This window comes from Streptomyces sp. IBSNAI002, from assembly GCF_052244475.1.
Lineage (GTDB): Bacteria > Actinomycetota > Actinomycetes > Streptomycetales > Streptomycetaceae > Streptomyces.
In genome coordinates this window covers 5,847,009-5,866,178 of sequence record NZ_JBQPXG010000002.1, presented here as the reverse complement: position 1 = coordinate 5,866,178, position 19,170 = coordinate 5,847,009, and the positions used below count along the sequence as shown (strand labels likewise).

Genomic DNA, 19,170 nt, shown 5'->3' with positions numbered 1-19,170 from the left:
TGGTGCCGGCCGGGCCCCGCCATGTTCTCGTCGCTACTTCGCGCCGAAGGTGAGGACCAGCTGCGGGACGCCGTCGGCGGCCGTGGCCTCGGAGGACCAGATCCACAGCGGGTCGGTGCCCGTGCTCGTCAGGCCCAGGCTGTAGCTGGTGCCCAGCACCGCGGAGACCGCGGCGGTGTCCAGCGGCACGGAGTGGACCGCCGAGCCGTCCGGCACGCCCGCGATGGTGCCGAGCGGGGTGGTGCCCAGGGCGGGCTTGCTGGTGAAGGTGGTGCCCGCGCCGGTCCAGGTGCCGGTGACCGGGACCACGGAGACGGAGTCGGCGGTGCCGGCGCCCGTCTGCGTGTTGGTCTTGAACTGGAGGGCCGCGGACTTCAGGACCTGCCCGGCCGGGGCGGCCGGCATGTTGAAGCGCAGGTACGTCTCGTACGCCGAGGTGCCGCGCACCGCGAGCGAGGTGGACGTGCCGTACGCGGTGCCCGGGGCGCCCTGGTTGACGTAGGTGTCCTCGGTCGCGTTGACCTTGGAGACCGAGTCGGTGGGGGCCTTGGCCAGGGTGAAGTGGTTCTTGATCTGGGCCTCGGTCAGCGCCGTCGGGTAGACGGCCGTCTCGTCGATCTGCCCGGCGAAGAGGTTGCTCGTCGGGCGGGTCGGCCAGCCGGTGAGGTTGTCGCCGCCGACGTGCCAGTAGCCCGCGTAGGTCTGCGTGCCGGTCCGGTTCAGCGAGTCCTTCTTCTGGCCGTCCACGTACAGGGTGATGCCGCCGGGGCCCTGGGTGCCGACCACGTGGTGCCACTTGTTGTCGTTGTACGTGTCGAACAGGCCGGTGGAGACGGTCTGGGCGGAGCCGTTGGAGACTCCGAAGACCAGCCGGCCGGTGTTGGTCATGTACAGGTGCTTGTCGTACGAGCCGCTGGAGCGGTCGGTGTTGCTGCCGAAGCCGACCAGCTTGCCGCCGCGCGTGGTGCCCGTCTTGAACCAGGTCTCGATGGTGAACGTGCTGCCGACGCTCTGGCGGTGGTCGCTGTAGACCTGCTGGCTGGTGCCGTTGAAGCCCATCGCGGTGCTGGCGCCGGTGACCGCGCCCGGGGTCTGGCGCAGGGCGGGGGCGTTCAGCTGGACACCGCTGGTGTTGCCGCCGGCCGAGGAGTCGGCGACGTACGGGCTGACGGTGTCGTCGAAGCGCCAGTACAGCTCGGCGCCGTCGGCGCGGACCTGGTTCGGGTACGACTGGACCGCGGTCGGGACCGTCACGGAGACGCTGGCCGACAGGGCGCTGGTGTTGCCGGCGGCGTCGGTCGCGGTCACGCGGTAGCTGTAGGCCTGACCGGCCTTGACCGTGGTGTCGGTCCAGGAGGCCTGCCGGCGCTCCCACTCCAGGGAGTCCGCGTTCACCGTGGCGGCGGGCGTGGCCGAGCCGTTGCGGTAGATGCGGTAGGTCAGCTTGCTGTCGTCCGCGTCGTAGCTGGTGCGCCAGCGGACCTGGGCCTCGCCGGGCTTGACGCTGTCGACGCTGGCCACCGGGGTGGTCGGGGCGCCGACGTCTCCGGTGGAGGCGAAGCGGGTCAGGGCCTGCTGCGGCTTGCCGTTGATGAGGGTGAACTCACCGCCGACCCACATGTACTTGACGTCGCTCTTCTCCGCGACGGCCATGACGCGCGGGCCGATGCCCTCGCCGAGGCCGTCGTTGGCGGTGGGGTGCCAGCCGAGCTTGCCCGGGCCGCGCACGAAGCCGCCCACGGGCGCCGGGGCGGGGCCGGTGTGGTCGGTGGGCTGCGCCAGCAGGAAGTGGCGCTTGCCGTCCGGGTACTCGAGCTCGGTGGAGCAGTCGTGCGCGTGCGAGGAGCTGTAGAGCACTCCGTCGTACGGCAGCACGTACTGGGTGGCGCCGAGGCAGCGGTCGCGCCACTTCTCGCTGAAGTCGGTGTTCAGGCCGATGCGGCCGTCGAAGACGCCGCCGCCGGAGCCCTCGCTGCCGGTGTAGTAGCCCGTCGCGTCGGCCGAGATGTCCTTGACCACGGAGTTGGACGGGATGTTGCTGTACGTCTTGGTGACGGCGCCGGTGGTGGCGTTCACGACGGCCAGCGCGTGCGTGTTGGAGTTGTTGACCGAGAAGAAGTCACCGCCCAGCAGGACGTTCTTGCCGTCGTTGCTCACCTCGATGGCGCGGCCGGGCTCGTCGGCGTTGGCCACGAAGGGCTTCAGCGCGCCGGAGGCTGCGTCGACCGCGGCGAACCGCTCGCGGGTCTGGCCGTCGACGGCGTTGAAATCGCCGCCCACGTACAGGGTGTCGTCCGTGACGGCCAGGGCGCGCACGGTGGCCGGGACGCCCGGGTGGAACGCTGCCTTGGGGGTGCAGCTCGCGATGTCGATCGCGGCGAGGCTGGAGACCGGGGTCCCGTTGACGGCGCCGAAGTAGCCGCCCGCGTAGAGGGTCTTCTTGTCCTTCGAGACCTCGAGCGCGCGGACCGTCGCGGTCCCGTCGGAGACGGTGAAGGCGAGTTTGCACGAGGTGGGGTTGCCGGTCGCGGCGTCGAGCGCGGCGAAGTTCACGGCTTCCTGCTCGGCGCCGGCGGCGCCGTCGGGCGGGCGGACGGCCGAGAAGGTGCCGCCGGCGAAGACGGTGCCGTTCGCCTGGGCCATCGCGAACACGATGCCGTCGGGCTGCCAGGTCGGCAGGCTGTCGGCGGTGAAGGCCACTGGCGCCGTGATGGCGGACGCCTGCGGCATCAGCACCAGGCCTATACCGGTGCCGGCACCGGCCAGTGACAGGACGAGGGCAGCAGTCAGCCCTCTGGATCTACGCATGAGCCCCCCAGGGCATAGCCCGGTTTGATGGCTGGAACTATCCGAACAGCCATATGTACGGGCGCAGACTAGGGCTCACGCGAGGGCCCGGTCACCCTCCTTGACCCATTGCATACCAAGTTGGAATCAACAGGTTCAGCATGGAGGGTGCACTACGGACATATGGCAAGTTTGCCCCGGCCACACCCACACAGACCTGTGGGTATGACCGTGACACGGCAAATCGTAGGGGAAATATAAGGCCTCAGCGGTCGATGCGGACCGTCACGCCCGCCAGTTGGTCCTCGACCTGACGGATGTCGGCGTCGACCATGATCTTGGCCAGATCGGACACCAGGACCGTCGGCTTCCAGCCGAGCAGGTCATGGGCCTTGGAGGCGTCGCCGATGAGCGCGTCGACCTCGCTGGGACGCTCGTACTTGGGGTCGTAGCGAACGTGCTCGTTCCAGTCGAGACCCGCGTGCGCGAAGGAGGCCTCGACGAACTCGCGGACGGTCGCGGCCACCCCGGTGGCGACGACGTAGTCGGTGGGCTCGTCCTGCTGGAGCATCCGCCACATGGCGTCCACGTACTCGGGGGCGTATCCCCAGTCGCGGACCGCGTCGAGGTTGCCGAGGTAGAGCTTCTCCTGGAGGCCGGCCTTGATGCGGGCGACCGCGCGGGTGATCTTGCGGGTCACGAAGGTCTCGCCGCGGCGCGGGGACTCGTGGTTGAACAGGATCCCGTTGACGGCGAACATTCCGTACGCCTCGCGGTAGTTCACCGTGGTCCAGTACGCGAAGACCTTGGCGGCGCCGTAGGGGCTGCGCGGGTGGAACGGGGTGCCCTCGTTCTGCGGGGGCGGGGTGGCGCCGAACATCTCGGAGGACGAGGCCTGGTAGATGCGGGTGTCGACACCGCTGGCCCGGATGGCCTCCAGCAGGCGCAGCGCGCCGAGGCCGGTCACGTCGCCGGTGTAGAGGGGCGCGTCGAAGGAGACGCGGACGTGGGACTGGGCGCCGAGGTTGTAGACCTCGTCGGGCCGTATCTCACGGAGCAGGTTCACCAGGGCCACGCCGTCGGAGAGGTCGGCGTGGTGCAGGACGAAGGACCGGTTGGCGGTCTGCGGGTCCTGGTAGATGTGGTCGATCCGCTCCGTGTTGAAGCTGGAGGAGCGCCGCACCAGCCCGTGCACCGTGTAGCCCTTGGAGAGCAGCAGCTCGGCGAGGTACGAGCCGTCCTGCCCGGTGACGCCGGTGATCAGTGCGGTCTTGCCCATGGGTCCCCCTGGGGTGCGTTGTGTTCCGTTGTGCCGGGCGTGCTTCCCCTGCCCGCCCCGGGCTGCCCGATCCGGTGTCCCGGAGGCTGGATGCGTACCGTACACGGCCATTCCGCCCATCCGCGCCCGGGTCCACGCCGCGGGGCCCGGACTGCTGCCGTGCCCGCGGCGGCGGACTGGCATCATCGGCGGTATGACAAGTTCGATGCCGCTCCTGCCCCCGCACGCCCGCGTCTTCGTCGCCGGCCACCGCGGCCTCGTGGGGTCCGCGGTCGCGCGCCGGCTCACGGCCGACGGGCACGAGGTGCTCACCCGGGGCCGCGCCGACCTCGATCTGCGGGATGCCGCCGCGACCGCCGCGTACCTGGCGGACGTCCGCCCGGACGCCGTGGTGCTGGCCGCCGCGAAGGTCGGCGGGATCATGGCCAACACCACGTACCCGGTGCAGTTCCTCGAGGAGAACCTGCAGATCCAGCTCAGCGTGATCGGCGGCGCGCACGCCGCCGGCGTGGGCCGGCTGCTGTTCCTCGGGTCGTCCTGCATCTACCCGAAGCTGGCCCCGCAGCCCATCCGCGAGGAGGCGCTGCTGACCGGCCCGCTGGAGCCGACCAACGAGGCCTACGCCCTGGCGAAGATCGCCGGCATCGTCCAGGTCCAGTCGTACCGCAAGCAGTACGGGGCCTCGTACATCTCGGCCATGCCGACGAACCTCTACGGCCCGGGCGACAACTTCGACCTCGAGTCCTCGCATGTGCTGCCCGCCCTCATCCGGCGCTTCCACGAGGCCGCCGCCGAGGGCCGCGACGAGGTCACGCTGTGGGGCAGCGGCACGCCGCGCCGCGAGTTCCTGCACGTGGACGACCTCGCCGACGCGTGCGCGGTGCTGCTGAACGGCTACGACGGCGACGAGCCCGTCAACATCGGCTGCGGCGAGGACCTGACGATCCGGGAGCTCGCCGAGACCGTCGCCGAGGTGACCGGCTTCGGGGGACGGCTCGCCTGGGACACGTCCAAGCCGGACGGGACCCCGCGCAAGCTGCTCGACGTGGGCCGGCTGACCTCGCTCGGCTGGAAGCCCGCCGTCCCGCTGCGGGACGGCATCGCGGCCACCTACGCGTGGTGGCTGCGGGAGCAGCAGCAGCAGCAGCAGCGGAACGGCTGACACACGGAGCCCCTCAGTACGCTCCGCGGCCGTCGACGACGGCGCGGAGCGTGCGGCCCATCACGTCGACGTCACTGGTGAACGACCAGTTGTCGACGTACTGCAGGTCCAGCTGGATCGTTTCGTCCCAGGACAGGTCGGACCGCCCGCTGATCTGCCACAGCCCCGTCATGCCGGGCCGCACGGTGAGCCGGCGCAGCTCGACCTCGTCGTACTGCGCCACCTCCTCCGGGAGCGGCGGGCGCGGGCCGACCAGCGACATGTGCCCGGTCAGCACGTTGATCAGCTGCGGCAGTTCGTCCATGGAGGTGCGGCGCAGCAGCCGGCCCACCCGGGTCACCCGGGGGTCGCGGCGCATCTTGAACATCAGGCCGTCGTTCTCGTTGTGCCCGGCCAGCTCGGCCTTGCGGGCGTCGGCGTCCACCACCATGGTGCGGAACTTCCACATGGTGAACGGCACCCCGTCGCGGCCGATGCGGCGCTGCCGGTAGAAGGCGGGGCCGCGCGAACCGAGACGTATCGCCAGGACGATGCCGAGGAAGAACGGGGTCAGCACCAGCAGCCCCGCGGCCGCCCCGGCCCGGTCCAGGACCGACTTGAGCAGGGTCTGCACGCCCCGGCTGACCGGCGGCGCGACCCGCAGCACGGCGAGGCCGCCCGCGGACAGGGTCTCCAGCCGCTTGACGGAGACCTCCACCAGACCGGGGAAGACGGCGAGTTCCAGTCCGGCGTCGTGCAGGGCCCAGGCGATCCGGCGCAGCCGCTCCCCCGCGATCCGCACGCCCGGGGCCACCAGCACCAGGTCGGCGTGGTGGCTGTGGACGGCGCCGAGCACGGCGGCCGAGTCCCCGTTCGGGGCTTGCGGCATCCCCGTGTCGAGGCGGGCCGCGACCGGAACCCCGCTGGTGAGGGTCCCGGCGCCGACCGGGACCACGCCGACGACCACGTACGGGTGGTCGGTGCGCGCGGCCAGGTGCGCGATGACGTCCTCGGCCGCGTCGGGCTCCCCCACCACCAGGACCCGGCTGACGGCGTGGGCCTCGCGGCGGGCGGCGGAGAGGTGGCGGTAGGTCAGTTTGTGGCAGGCTACGGTGATCAGCAGGGCGGGCAGCAGGGCCCCGAGGGCGGACAGCCGGGGCGTGTCCTCCTCGGTCACCACGCGGGCCACTGCCAGCACGCCGATCAGAATCAGCCAGTCGTGCAGCACGGGCAGCACTCCGCGGGACTCCCCGAGCGCCCGGACCGTGTACCGCCGGCGCAGCGCCTGCACCCCGGTCCACGCCACGGCGGCGGCCAGCGCGCAGTACAGCGGCCGGACCTGCTGCGCAGCGGCGAAGACGAGCCCCACGGGCACGGCGGCGCCGAGCACGTCCGCGCTCACGGCGGCAGGCAGGTACCAGCGAGCCTTGTCACCGTGGCGCCGTGCGGGCAAGGCCGCCCCACGGGCCGCCCTGGCCACTCTTTGCGCCGGAAAATGGACATGCCTCATGGGCCCCCCTGGCACGTGGTCTAGGACAGTGGCGAGCGTCCACGGCTTCCCCGGGCAACGGACGACTGTCGCACCGGGAAACAGTACGACAAACACCCGTACGGTAAATGCGGATTGGGGCAACCCAACCTCTTGTTGCTCAAGTGTTAGCAACCGGTATCAGCCGTTCCGAATATCGGAGCCCTCTTTCGCACGCAAAGGTGAATGGTCCGGATACCGGATACGTCTCCTCGAAGAACGAACCGTTTCCGGCCAACCTTTTGACGCGCTCCTGACATTGTGGCGGGCAGCTGGCACTCTTCGACCGTTCATCGCACCAGTCCTGTTCTGCCCGGAGGCCCACCCAGCCGTCCGGAACCCCCCTTGCAGAAGGAGTCTGCGTTGAGGTCCACCCCCCAGAGGCGTGCCACCGCGGCCGGCGCGCTCGTAGCCGCGGCAGCCCTGCTCGCCGTAGGCATACAGACCGGCACCGCCACCGCCGACGCCACCGCGTCGCAGGCCCGCACTGCCGCCCAGCCCAACCCGGGCGCGGCCAACCGCGTACTCAGCGCTTCGGAGCGTGCGACGCTCCTGGCCGAGGCGAACTCGACCACCGTGCAGGCCGCCAAGGCCCTCGGCCTCGGCAGCGGCGAGAAGCTGGTCGTCCGCGATGTCGTCCAGGATGCGGACGGCACCACGCACACCACCTACGAGCGGACCTACGACGGTCTGCCCGTCCTCGGCGGCGACCTGACGGTCCACGCCAAGGGCGGCGTCACCAAGAGCGTGACCAAGGCCACCCAGCACGAGATCAAGGTCGCCGACACCACGGCCTCGGTGACCCCGGCCGCCGCGGAGAGCCAGGCGGTCTCCGCCGCGAACGCCGAGGGCACCAAGGAGGCGAAGCCCTCCAAGAGCGCCCGCAAGGTGATCTGGGCCGCCGAGGGTGTTCCGGTCCTCGCGTTCGAGACCGTCGTCGGCGGCCTCCAGGACGACGGCACGCCGAACGAGCTGCACGTGGTGACCAACGCCAAGACCGGCGCCAAGATCACCGAGTGGCAGGCCGTCGAGACCGGCACCGGCAACACCATGTACAGCGGTCAGGTCACCCTCGGGACCTCGCAGTCGGGCAGCACCTGGAACCTGACCGACGCCGCCCGCGGCAACCACAAGACCTACAACCTCAACCGGGGCTCCTCCGGCACCGGCACGCTCTTCTCCGGCCCGGACGACATCTGGGGCAACGGCCTGCCGGCCAACCTGGAGACGGCCGGCGCGGACGCGCACTACGGCGCCGCCGTCACGTGGGACTACTACAAGAACGTGCACGGCCGCAACGGCCTGCGCAACGACGGCGTGGCCCCGTACAGCCGGGTCCACTACGGCAACAACTACGTGAACGCCTTCTGGCAGGACTCCTGCTTCTGCATGACGTACGGCGACGGTGACGGCAACGCCAAGCCGCTCACCTCCACCGACGTAGCCGCGCACGAGATGACCCACGGCCTCACCTCGGTCACCGGCAACATGACCTACAGCGGTGAGCCCGGCGGCCTGAACGAGGCGACCTCCGACATCATGGCGGCGGCCGTCGAGTTCTACGCCGACAACCCGCAGGACGTCGGCGACTACCTGGTCGGCGAGAAGATCGACATCCTCGGCAACGGCACCCCGCTGCGCTACATGGACAAGCCCAGCAAGGACGGCTCGTCCAAGGACAGCTGGTACTCGGGCATCGGCTCGATCGACGTCCACTACTCCTCGGGCCCGGCCAACCACTGGTACTACCTGGCCTCCGAGGGCTCGGGCGCCAAGGTCGTCAACGGCGTGAGCTACGACTCGCCGACCGCGGACGGCCTGCCCGTCACCGCGATCGGCCGCGACGCCGCCTCGAAGATCTGGTTCCGTGCGCTGACGGTCGGCTACTTCAAGTCGAACACCAACTACGCCGACGCCCGCGTGCAGACGCTGAAGGCCGCCGCCGACCTCTACGGCCAGGGCTCCACGATCTACAACAACGTGGCCAACGCCTGGGCCGGCGTCGCCGTCGGCGCCCGCATCGTCAACGGCGTCTCGGTCAGCCCGATCGCCAACCAGACCACCCAGGTCAACACCGCTGTCAGCCTGCAGGTCCAGGCCACCAGCACGAACCCGGGTGCGCTGAGCTACGCGGCGGCCGGCCTGCCGGCCGGCCTGTCGGTCAACTCCTCCACCGGCCTGATCTCGGGCACGGCCACCACGGCGGGCACGTCCAACGTGACCGTCACGGTGACCGACTCGCAGAACCAGACCGGTACGGCGTCCTTCACCTGGACGGTCGGCACCAGCCAGCAGAACGTGTTCGAGAACCTGGCCGACTACCAGATCGCGGACAACGCCACGGTCGAGTCCCCGATCACGGTGACCCGCACGGGCAACGCCCCGAGCACCCTCAAGGTGGACGTCAACATCGTCCACACCTACGTCGGTGACCTCCGGGTCGACCTGGTCGCCCCCGACGGCAGCGTCTACAACCTGCGCAACCGCACCGGCGGCAGCGCGGACAACATCGTCCAGTCCTTCACCGTGAACGCCTCCTCCGAGGTCGCCCAGGGTGTGTGGAAGCTGCGGGTCGCCGACCTGGCCAGCCTGGACACCGGCTACATCAACAGCTGGAAGCTCACCTTCTGACCCCCACCGGGGTGAGGTCGGCGCCTGCTGACACCGCATGACCACGGGGCCGCCCGGGAGAAGACCTCCCCGGGCGGCCCTGTTCCATTGGGCCGTGCCCCGCCGGGACCACCTGCCCCCGCGCAGGGGACCTTCGGCGCCGGTCCGCGCGCCCCCGCACGGGGAGACTGGGACCAGCGAACCTACGCAACCGTAGGTTCGGGTGACCCAGCGATGACGGACGTGCCCCCATGCCGCAGCTCCCTTCGACCGCTCAGCCCGCCCCGCCCTCCCAGCCCACCCCGTCCACCCCGTCCTGCCCGTCCTCCCCGGCCACTTCGCCCGCTTCGCCCGCTCCCGCCGCAAGGCGCCCCTGGCTGATCCAGGGCGGCATGGGCGTCGGGGTGTCCGGCTGGCGGCTGGCCCGGGCCGTGTCCCGGGAGGGCCAGCTCGGCGTGGTCTCCGGCACCGCCCTGGACGTCGTACTCGCCCGTGTCCTGCAGACCGGCGACCCGGGCGGACACGCCCGGCGCGCCCTGGCGGCCTTCCCCTTCCCCGAGCCGGCGCAGGCCGCCCTGGAGCGCTACTTCCGGCCCGAGGGCCTCGACGAGGGCACCCCGATGCGGAGCACCCCGCGGCTGCGCGCGGCCGGCGGGGCCCCGGCCGAGATCCTCACCGTCCTCGGCAACTTCGTCGAGGTCTGGCTCGCGAAGGAGGGACACGATGGCATCGTCGGCATCAACTACCTGGAGAAGATCCAGCTGGCCACCGCCCCCGCGATGTTCGGCGCGATCCTGGCAGGCGTCGACCACGTGCTCGTGGGCGCGGGAGTCCCCGGTCAGATCCCGTCCCTCGCCTCGCGGCTGGCGCGGTACGAACCCTGCGTGACCCGGATCACCGTGGAGGGCGACGAGCAGCCGCTCGACCAGCTCTTCGACCCGGCCGACCTGCTCGCCGGCCGGACGCCCGCCCCGCTGCGCCGCCCCGACGTGCTGGCCATCGTGTCGCTTCCGGTGCTGGCCGCCTACCTGGCCCGGGACGAGGCCACCCGCCCCGACGGTTTCGTGATCGAGACCAGTGGCGCCGGAGGCCACAGCGCCCCGCCGCGCGGGCCGATGCGGCTCGACGAGGACGGCGAGCCGGTGTACGGCCCGCGCGACCATCCCGATCTCGCCAAGATGGCGGCGCTCGGACTCCCGTTCTGGCTCGCCGGAGGCCAGGCCAGCCCGGAGGCGGTGGCCGCGGCCCGGGCCCAGGGGGCGGCCGGGGTGCAGATCGGCAGCGCCTTCGCCCTGTGCGAGGAGTCGGGGATGGCCGCCCACCTGCGCGACGAGCTGCGCACCCGGGCCCACGACGGCACCCTCAACGTCCGCAACGACCCCGAGGCCTCGCCGACGGCGTTCCCCTTCAAGGTGGCCGAGCTGCCGGGCACGGTCTCGGAACCCGAGGTGGCCGCCGCCCGGCGCCGGGTGTGCGACCTGGGCTTCCTGCGCACGCCGGTACGGGGCTCCCGCGGGCTGGCCTACCGGTGCGCGGCGGAACCGGTCGCGGCGTACGTCCGCAAGGGCGGGGATCCGGCCGACGCACAGGGCCGGCTGTGCCTGTGCAACGGGCTGCTGGCCACGATCGGCCTCGCCCAGCGGCGGCCGGGCGGACGGGTGGAGGCCCCGCTGGTGACGATCGGCAAGGACCTCTCGTTCCTGGCGGGGCTCTCCCCCGACGCCGGGCCGTACACCGCGGCCGACGTGGTGCGGTGGCTGGCCGCCGGAGCCGGCCCGGTCGCGCACGGCTGAGGGACGGGCGCGGCCGTCAGCCGGTCGAGCGGAAGATGTCGGTGAACAGATCCCCTTCGGCCACCACGGCCCGCCCGTCGGCGGCGGTGCCGGTGCCGGTGCCTGTGCCGGTGCCGGTGCCGGCGTCCTGGTCCCAGTTGCCGCCGCCCTCGCCGCCCGGGTCACCGGGGCCCAGGACACCGGGGCCCAGGACACCGGGGCCCAGGACACCGGAGCCCTGCTCGCCGAGGACCCGGTCCTCGCGGCCGTCGCCGTCCCCGCCCCCGCCGTTCCAGTCCCCGTCCCCGTCCCCGTCCCCGTCCCCGCCGTTCCAGTCCCCGTCCCCGCCGCCGCCTCCGTCACCGTCGACCGGCCTGAAGTAGACCGCGACGACCTCGACGTTCCGCGCCCGCTGGCCCGGCTCCAGGACGCGGGCCGCCCGGCCCTCGCAGCCGCGGTTGTCGTACAGGTAGGCCCGCGAGCTCGTCCGGTTGACCACGTCGACGGCGGGCTCGTTGCCCGAGGTGCCGGTCAGCAGGTAGCAGGTGCCGTCGTCCGCGGGACGGATCTGCGAGCGCAGCTCGCCGCCGTCCTCCAGGAGGAACCGGAAGTGCAGCGTGCCGAGGCCGCTCCCGCCGTCGTCATCGGCGAGCGCCGGACCGGCGGTGGGCAGGGCGAACGCGAGTGCGCCGGCGAACACGGCGGCGGTGGTGCGAAGACTCATGGGGGAAGTCCGTTCCTCAGGTCTGCGTCTGCGGATGCAGGGTCCGGTGGCGTCCGGTGCCATCCCCGGGCAGCGTAAAAGCCGACCAGTATGTAAAAACGATTCGACAGGCCCGTCGCGTCTGAGGTTCACCCGGGCAGCCCGGCAGGGGGACGGCCGGCCGGTGGATCCGCCGCCCGCCCCCCGCACCGGGGAGCCCGCCTCACCGCAGGAGTACGCCGCCCCCCGCGTCCGTGTCCACCGGGGCCGCGACCAGCCCCAGCTCCGCCGGGCTCGCCAGCAGCGGGTGCGCCGGCAGGATGCGGACCGTGTAGCCGAAGGGCCCCGTACGGTCGAGGGCGAGCGGGCCCTCGTACGCCCACCGCCCCTCCAGGTCCGGCCCGGCGGCCGGCTTGAGCGGGAAGGTCCGCCCGTCCCGGATCACGTCCTGCGGGTCCACCCGCCCGGCGAAGGCCTGCACCTCCACGTCCTCCGGCAGCAGCGCGTCCAGCGACACGTGCACGCGCAGCGTGAGGGTGGACCCCAGCTCGGCCGTGCCGTTGACCGGGGCCGCGGCGAGGGCCTCGACGTGCTCGACGCCGACCCGAGGCCAGGCCGCCCGGACCCGGCCCTTCCACCAGGCGAGGTCGCGCGCCGCCTCGGGGCCGAGGGCCCGGTGGGCGCGTGCGGCCGGGGCGTAGAGCCGTTCCACGTACTCGCGCACCATCCGCCCGGCGAGCACCTTCGGCCCGAGCGAGACCAGCGTGCGCCGGACCATCTCGATCCACCGCACGGGAAGCCCGGTGCGCCCGACCCGGTCGTAGAACCTGGGGGCGACCCGGCCCTCGATCAGCTCGTAGAGGGCGCCCGCCTCCAGGTCGTCGCGCCGCTCCTCGTCCGTGCCGATCCCGTCGGCGGTGGGGATGGCCCAGCCGAAGTCCGGCTCGAACCACTCGTCCCACCAGCCGTCCAGCACGGACAGGTTGAGACAGCCGTTCAGGGCGGCCTTCATCCCGCTGGTCCCGCAGGCCTCGAGCGGCCGCAGCGGGTTGTTCAGCCAGACGTCGCAGCCCGGGTACAGCTTCTGCGCCATGGCCATGCCGTAGTCGGGCAGGAAGACGATGCGGTGGCGCACCCGGGGGTCGTCCGAGAAGCGCACCAGCTCCTGCACGAGCCGCTTGCCGCCGTCGTCCGCCGGGTGCGCCTTGCCCGCGACCACGATCTGCACCGGCCGGTCCGGGTCGAGCAGCAGCCTGCGCAGCCGGTCCGGGTCGCGCAGCATCAGCGTGAGCCGCTTGTACGAGGGCACGCGGCGGGCGAAGCCGATGGTGAGCACGTCCGGGTCGAGCACGGAGTCCACCCAGCCCAGCTCGGCGTCGGCCGCCCCGCGCTGGAGCCAGGAGGCCCGCAGCCGGTCCCGTACCTCCTGGACCAGTTGCTCGCGCAGCACCCGGCGCAGGTCCCACACGTCCTGGTCCGGGATGTCGGCGACGGCGTCCCAGCGGGTGGAGCCGCCGACGGACAGCGCGTCCTCGGTCCGTCCGGCACCGATCTGGCGGGCGCCCAGCCGGACGACCTCGGGGGCCACCCAGGTGGGGGCGTGCACCCCGTTGGTGACCGAGGTGATGGGCACGTCGGACGGGTCGAAGCCGGGCCACAGGCCGGCGAACATCTCCCGGCTGACGGCACCGTGCAGGGTGGACACGCCGTTGGCGCGCTGCGCCAGGCGCAGTCCCATCACGGCCATGTTGAACACGCCGGGGTCGCCGCCGGGGTAGTTCTCGGCGCCCAGCTCCAGGATCCGTTCGACGGGGACGCCGGCCAGCTCCCCGCCCTCGCCGAAGTGCCGGGCCACCAGGGCCCGCTCGAAGCGGTCGATGCCGGCCGGGACGGGGGTGTGCGTGGTGAACACGGTTCCGGCGCGCACCGCCTCGACGGCGGCGTCGAAGCCGAGCCCCTGCTCCCGCTCCAGTTCCCTTATGCGCTCCAGCCCCAGGAAGCCGGCGTGTCCCTCGTTGGTGTGGAACACCTCGGGGTCGGGGTGCCCGGTGATCGCGCAGTAGGTGCGCACGGCCCGGACCCCGCCGATGCCCAGGAGCATCTCCTGGAGCAGCCGGTGGTCGCTGCCGCCGCCGTAGAGCCGGTCGGTCACCTCGCGGGCGGGGGCGTCGTTGTCCTCGACGTCGGAGTCCAGGAGCAGCAGCGGGACGCGGCCGACGCGGGCCTGCCAGATGTGCGCGTGCAGGGCGCGTCCGCCGGGGAGGGTCAGACCGACGCGGGCCGGGGAGCCGTCGTCCTGGCGGAGCAGGGCGAGCGGGAGTTCGTTGGGGTCGAGGACGGGATAGTGCTCCTGCTGCCAGCCGTCGCGGGAGAGCGACTGGCGGAAGTAGCCGTGCCGGTAGAGGAGTCCCACGCCGATGAGCGGGACGCCCAGGTCGCTGGCGGCCTTCAGGTGGTCACCGGCGAGGATGCCGAGCCCGCCGGAGTACTGGGGCAGGGCGGCGGTGATGCCGAACTCGGGGGAGAAATAGGCGATGCCGGCGGGCAGTTCCGCGCCGCTCTCCCGGCTCTGGTACCACCTCCCGCCGTTCACGTAGTCATCGAGGTCGGCGGCCGCGACGGCGAGCCGCCGCAGGAAGCGGCGGTCGCCGGCGAGTTCCGCGAGCCGGGTGGCGGACACGGCGCCGAGCAGCCGGACGGGATCGCCGCCGGCGGCCTGCCAGCCCTCGGGGTCGACGGATTGGAAGAGTTCACGGGTCTCGGCATGCCACGACCAGCGCAGATTGCGCGCGAGGTCGGTGAGCGGCAGCAGGGTCTCGGGAAGGACGGGGCGCACGGTGAATCGACGGATAGCCTTCACACGTTCCACCTTCGCAGGGGATTGCGGATCGGAGCGGCCGCACCACGCTGTGCATCCGCGCATCACCCCCGGAAGGCTAGCGCCGCCCCCGTCTCCGGTGCCATGGCGCCCCGGGCGGCCGCCGGCGGCCCGTGTCAGGTGTCGCGGCGGCCGGACCCGTGTCGGGCCGTCCCACTCCGTGGGATCGCGGGTGTCCGTTTCGGGCGCCGCCGGGCGGGCCGGGCCGTGCGGAACCGGTCGGCTCCGGCTGCTTCCGGCCAACTCCGCCGGGCCCGCGCACCCGCACATCCGTACGGAGGCGTTCGCGGTCCGCCCGTTTCCTCCTGGTTCGACCCTGTGGTGCGTGGGCCCCTGCGAGGGCCGGGTGACGGGTGGGGCGCGTGGTGGATGTCGCTACATCAGGTAGTCCTGCGCGACTTGACGGAGCCCGGGCGGATGTCGACCCGGGGCTTGGTATTGGCCGTGCCACTACGTACGAGTAGTTAACCAAGGGCGCGGATTGCGCGGGGAGAGAGTGGGAAGGGCTCACCGGGTACACGTGGTACACGCACGGCGCACCCGCCCCCAACCTCTCCCCGCCACCCGAGTGAACGCGGACAGGAGCGGCCATGCCCGCAGCCCAGCCGTCCACCGAGCGGCTAGAAACAGAGCGAACAGAGCGTGCACTACCAGCCGCGATACCGGCTGGCCTGTTGTCACCGAGCCCTGCGAACTGCCCCCAGGTGATCCCATCATGATCGGTCGCATTCCCGTGCTGGACGTCCGCCCTGCCGTCGACTGCGGCGCCAGACCCGCCAAGGCGGTCGTGGACGAAGTCTTCGAGATCTCCGCAACCGTGTTCCGCGAGGGACACGACGCGGTCAACGCCCACATCGTGCTCCGTGACCCGAGCGGGCGGCTGCGGCCCCCCGTGCCGATGCGCGAGCTCGCCCCCGGCACCGACCGGTGGGGGGCCCGGATCTCCGCCGAGGCCGAGGGGAGGTGGACGTACACCGTCGAGGCGTGGAGCGATCCGGTGGCCACCTGGCGGGCCCATGCCGCGATCAAGATCCCCGCCGGGATCGACACCGGCCTCACCCTCCTGGAAGGCGCCGAGCTCTACACCCGCGCCGCAGGCAAGATCCCCAAACGGGACGGCCGCGAGGCGGTGCTGGCCGCCGCCGACGCCATGCGGGACGAGGACCGGGAGGCCGCCGAGCGGTACGCGGCCGCCCTCGACCCCGCCGTGGACGCCGCGCTCGCGAAGAAGCCGCTGCGCGAGCTGGTCACCGCCGCCAAGCCGATGCCGCTGCTGGTCGAGCGCAAGCGGGCCCTCTTCGGGTCCTGGTACGAGATGTTCCCCCGGTCCGAGGGGGCGGTCGTCGAACCGGGCGGGGTGCCGGTCAGCGGCACCTTCCGGACCGCGGCCGAGCGGCTGCCCGCGATCGCGGCGATGGGCTTCGACGTGGTGTACCTGCCGCCGATCCACCCGATCGGCTCCACCTACCGCAAGGGCCCGAACAACACCCTGTCCGCAGGGAGTTGGGACCCGGGCGTACCGTGGGCCATCGGCTCCACCGAGGGCGGCCACGACGCGGTCCACCCCGACCTCGGGACCATCGAGGACTTCGACGCCTTCGTCGCCCGCGCCCGCGACCTGCGTCTGGAGATCGCCCTGGACTTCGCCCTCCAGTGCTCCCCCGACCACCCGTGGGTGGAGAAGAACCCGCAGTGGTTCCGCCACCGCGCCGACGGGACGATCGCGTACGCCGAGAACCCGCCGAAGAAGTACCAGGACATCTACCCGATCCACTTCGACGCGGACATGGCCGGCCTCGTCGAGGAGACCTGCCGGATCCTGCGGTACTGGATGGACCACGGGGTGCGCATCTTCCGGGTGGACAACCCGCACACCAAGCCCGTGGCCTTCTGGCAGAAGGTGATCGCGGACATCAACAAGTCCGACCCGGACGTGATCTTCCTGGCCGAGGCCTTCACCCGCCCGGCGATGATGCGCGCGCTGGCGGCCGTCGGCTTCCAGCAGTCCTACACGTACTTCACCTGGCGCAACACCAAGGCCGAGCTCACCGAGTACCTGACCGAGCTCTCCGGCACCCGGTCGGCCTCCGTCATGCGGCCGAACTTCTTCGTCAACACCCCGGACATCCTCCACGAGTACCTGCAGACGGGCGGCCGCCCCGCCTTCGAGGTGCGCGCGGTGCTCGCCGCCACCCTGTCCCCCGCCTGGGGGGTCTACGCCGGGTACGAGCTGTGCGAGAACACCCCGGTGCGGGAGGGCAGCGAGGAGTACCTGAACTCCGAGAAGTACGAGTTCCGGCCACGCGACTGGGAGGCGGCCGACCGCGAGGGCCGCACCATCGCCCCGCTGATCACCGCGCTGAACCGGATGCGCCGGCGCAACCCCGCCCTCCAGCAGCTGCGCGACATCCACTTCCACTCGACCGACAACGAACAGGTGATCGCCTATTCGAAGCACGCGGGCGCCAATTCCGTACTGGTGGTCGTCAACCTCGATCCGCACCACACCCAGGAGGCGACGGTCTCGTTGGACATGCCGGTACTCGGCCTCGACTGGCACGGGTCCCTCGCGGTGCGCGACGAGCTCACCGGCGAGACCTATCACTGGGGCAGGGCGAACTACGTGCGCCTAGAGCCGGGCCGCACGCCCGCGCACGTTCTTGCCGCTCTGCGACCGTCCCCGCCCACCGGAGGGTCACCCACCACATGATGATCAACGATCCCGTCCACGACACCTTCGAGGACACCCCCGCCAAGGACCGCGACCCCGACTGGTTCAAGCGGGCCGTCTTCTACGAGGTCCTCGTCCGCTCCTTCCACGACAGCAACGGCGACGGCGTGGGGGACCTCAGGGGGCTCACCGCCAAGCTGGACTACCTGCAGTGGCTCGGCGTCGACTGCCTCTGGCTGCCGCCGTTCTTCGCCTCGCCCCTGCGCGACGGCGGCTACGACGTCTCCGACTACACCTCAGTACTCCCCGAGTTCGGCGACCTCGCCGACTTCGTCGAGTTCGTGGATGCGGCGCACCAGCGCGGCATGCGGGTGATCATCGACTTCGTCATGAACCACACCAGCGACCAGCACGAGTGGTTCCAGCAGTCCCGCAAGGACCCGGAGGGTCCGTACGGCGACTACTACATGTGGGCGGACAACGACAAGCAGTACCAGGACGCCCGCATCATCTTCATCGACACCGAGACCTCGAACTGGACGTACGACCCCGTACGCAAGCAGTACTACTGGCACCGCTTCTTCTCGCACCAGCCGGACCTGAACTACGAGAACCCGGCCGTCGTCGAAGAGGTTCTGTCCGCCCTGCGCTTCTGGCTGGACCTCGGCATCGACGGCTTCCGGCTGGACGCCGTGCCCTACCTCTTCGCCGAGGAGGGCACCAACTGCGAGAACCTGCCGCGCACCCACCGGCTCCTCAAGCGGGTCCGCGAGGAGATCGACGCGCACTACCCCGACACCGTGCTGCTCGCCGAGGCCAACCAGTGGCCCGAGGACGTCGTCGACTACTTCGGGGACTTCTCGAAGGGCGGGGACGAATGCCACATGGCGTTCCACTTCCCCGTCATGCCGCGCATCTTCATGGCCGTACGAAGAGAGTCCCGCTACCCGGTCTCCGAGATCCTGGCCAAGACCCCGGCGATCCCGGACCGCTGCCAGTGGGGCATCTTCCTGCGCAACCACGACGAGCTGACCCTCGAGATGGTCACGGACGAAGAGCGCGACTACATGTACGCCGAGTACGCCAAGGACCCGCGGATGCGGGCCAACATCGGCATCCGGCGCCGCCTCGCCCCGCTCCTGGACAACGACCGCAACCAGATGGAGCTGTTCACCGCCCTGCTGCTGTCCCTCCCGGGCTCGCCGGTGCTCTACTACGGCGACGAGATCGGCATGGGCGACAACATCTGGCTGGGCGACCGCGACGGCGTCCGCACGCCGATGCAGTGGACCCCGGACCGCAACGCCGGTTTCTCCTCCTGCGATCCGGGCAGGCTGAACCTGCCGGTCATCATGGACCCGGTCTACGGGTACCAGGTCACCAATGTCGAGGCCGCGATGGCATCGCCCTCGTCACTGCTGCACTGGACCCGCCGGCTGATCGAGGTCCGCAAGGCGAACCCCGCCTTCGGCCTCGGCTCGTACACCGAACTGCCCTCGTCCAACCCGGCGGTACTCGCGTTCCTGCGCGAGTTCGGGGACGACCTGGTGCTGTGCGTGCACAACTTCTCCCGTTTCGCACAGCCCACCGAGCTGGATCTGCGGTCGTTCAACGGGCGGGTCCCGGTGGAGCTCACGGGTGATGTGCGCTTCCCGCCGATCGGCGAGTGGCCGTACCTGCTGACCCTGGCGGGACACGGCTTCTACTGGTTCCGGCTGCGCGCCGAGCAACGCGGCGAGCAGCGCGCCGCCGAATAGGGACACGCACGTCCCGGCAGGCCGGGTACGGGGCGGGCAGCACG

Annotated in this window: 10 protein-coding genes; 5 read left to right on the top strand and 5 right to left on the bottom strand. The window is 71.5% G+C overall.

The features are described from left to right. Positions 1-33: 33 nt before the first annotated feature. Entirely contained in the window at positions 34-2,808 is a 2,775-nt protein-coding gene (locus ACTVZO_RS28315; protein ID WP_443301029.1) for a CBM96 family carbohydrate-binding protein, read from the bottom strand. 244 nt (positions 2,809-3,052) lie between these two features. After that, the gene (gene gmd / locus ACTVZO_RS28310) at positions 3,053-4,066 is read right to left on the bottom strand and encodes a GDP-mannose 4,6-dehydratase (RefSeq protein ID WP_443301028.1); all 1,014 of its coding nucleotides are present in this window, start codon (positions 4,064-4,066) and stop codon (positions 3,053-3,055) included. Positions 4,067-4,259: 193 nt separating this feature from the next. Here gmd and ACTVZO_RS28305 point away from each other — a divergent pair, with 193 nt between their 5' ends. After that, entirely contained in the window at positions 4,260-5,228 is a 969-nt protein-coding gene (locus ACTVZO_RS28305) for a GDP-L-fucose synthase family protein (protein ID WP_443301027.1), read from the top strand. 13 nt (positions 5,229-5,241) lie between these two features. Here ACTVZO_RS28305 and ACTVZO_RS28300 read toward each other — a convergent pair whose 3' ends face one another. Continuing rightward, complete coding sequence (locus ACTVZO_RS28300; RefSeq protein ID WP_443301026.1) at positions 5,242-6,717, bottom strand: sugar transferase; 1,476 nt, start codon at positions 6,715-6,717, stop codon at positions 5,242-5,244. Positions 6,718-7,098: 381 nt separating this feature from the next. Here ACTVZO_RS28300 and ACTVZO_RS28295 point away from each other — a divergent pair, with 381 nt between their 5' ends. Together ACTVZO_RS28295 and ACTVZO_RS28290 are read left to right on the top strand one after the other, a co-directional pair. Beyond that, entirely contained in the window at positions 7,099-9,366 is a 2,268-nt protein-coding gene (locus ACTVZO_RS28295) for a M4 family metallopeptidase (protein ID WP_443301025.1), read from the top strand. Positions 9,367-9,596: 230 nt separating this feature from the next. Beyond that, the gene (locus tag ACTVZO_RS28290; protein WP_443301024.1) at positions 9,597-11,138 is read left to right on the top strand and encodes a nitronate monooxygenase; all 1,542 of its coding nucleotides are present in this window, start codon (positions 9,597-9,599) and stop codon (positions 11,136-11,138) included. A 16-nt stretch (positions 11,139-11,154) separates the two neighbouring features. Here ACTVZO_RS28290 and ACTVZO_RS28285 read toward each other — a convergent pair whose 3' ends face one another. Both ACTVZO_RS28285 and glgP read right to left on the bottom strand, forming a co-directional pair. Continuing rightward, entirely contained in the window at positions 11,155-11,841 is a 687-nt protein-coding gene (locus tag ACTVZO_RS28285; protein ID WP_443301023.1) for a hypothetical protein, read from the bottom strand. Between the two features lie 202 nt (positions 11,842-12,043). After that, entirely contained in the window at positions 12,044-14,680 is a 2,637-nt protein-coding gene (gene glgP / locus ACTVZO_RS28280; RefSeq protein WP_443301022.1) for an alpha-glucan family phosphorylase, read from the bottom strand. 733 nt (positions 14,681-15,413) lie between these two features. On the opposite strand from glgP, the gene ACTVZO_RS28275 reads away from it, so the two are divergent. Both ACTVZO_RS28275 and treS read left to right on the top strand, forming a co-directional pair. Continuing rightward, on the top strand, positions 15,414-17,408 hold the full coding sequence (locus ACTVZO_RS28275) for a maltotransferase domain-containing protein (protein WP_443301021.1): 1,995 nt from the start codon (positions 15,414-15,416) through the stop codon (positions 17,406-17,408). Then, positions 17,405-19,126 (top strand): maltose alpha-D-glucosyltransferase, encoded by a 1,722-nt coding sequence (gene treS, locus ACTVZO_RS28270; protein WP_443301020.1) that lies wholly within the window; start codon positions 17,405-17,407, stop codon positions 19,124-19,126. The genes ACTVZO_RS28275 and treS overlap by 4 nt, the downstream gene beginning before the upstream one ends. The last annotated feature ends 44 nt before the right edge of the window (positions 19,127-19,170 follow it).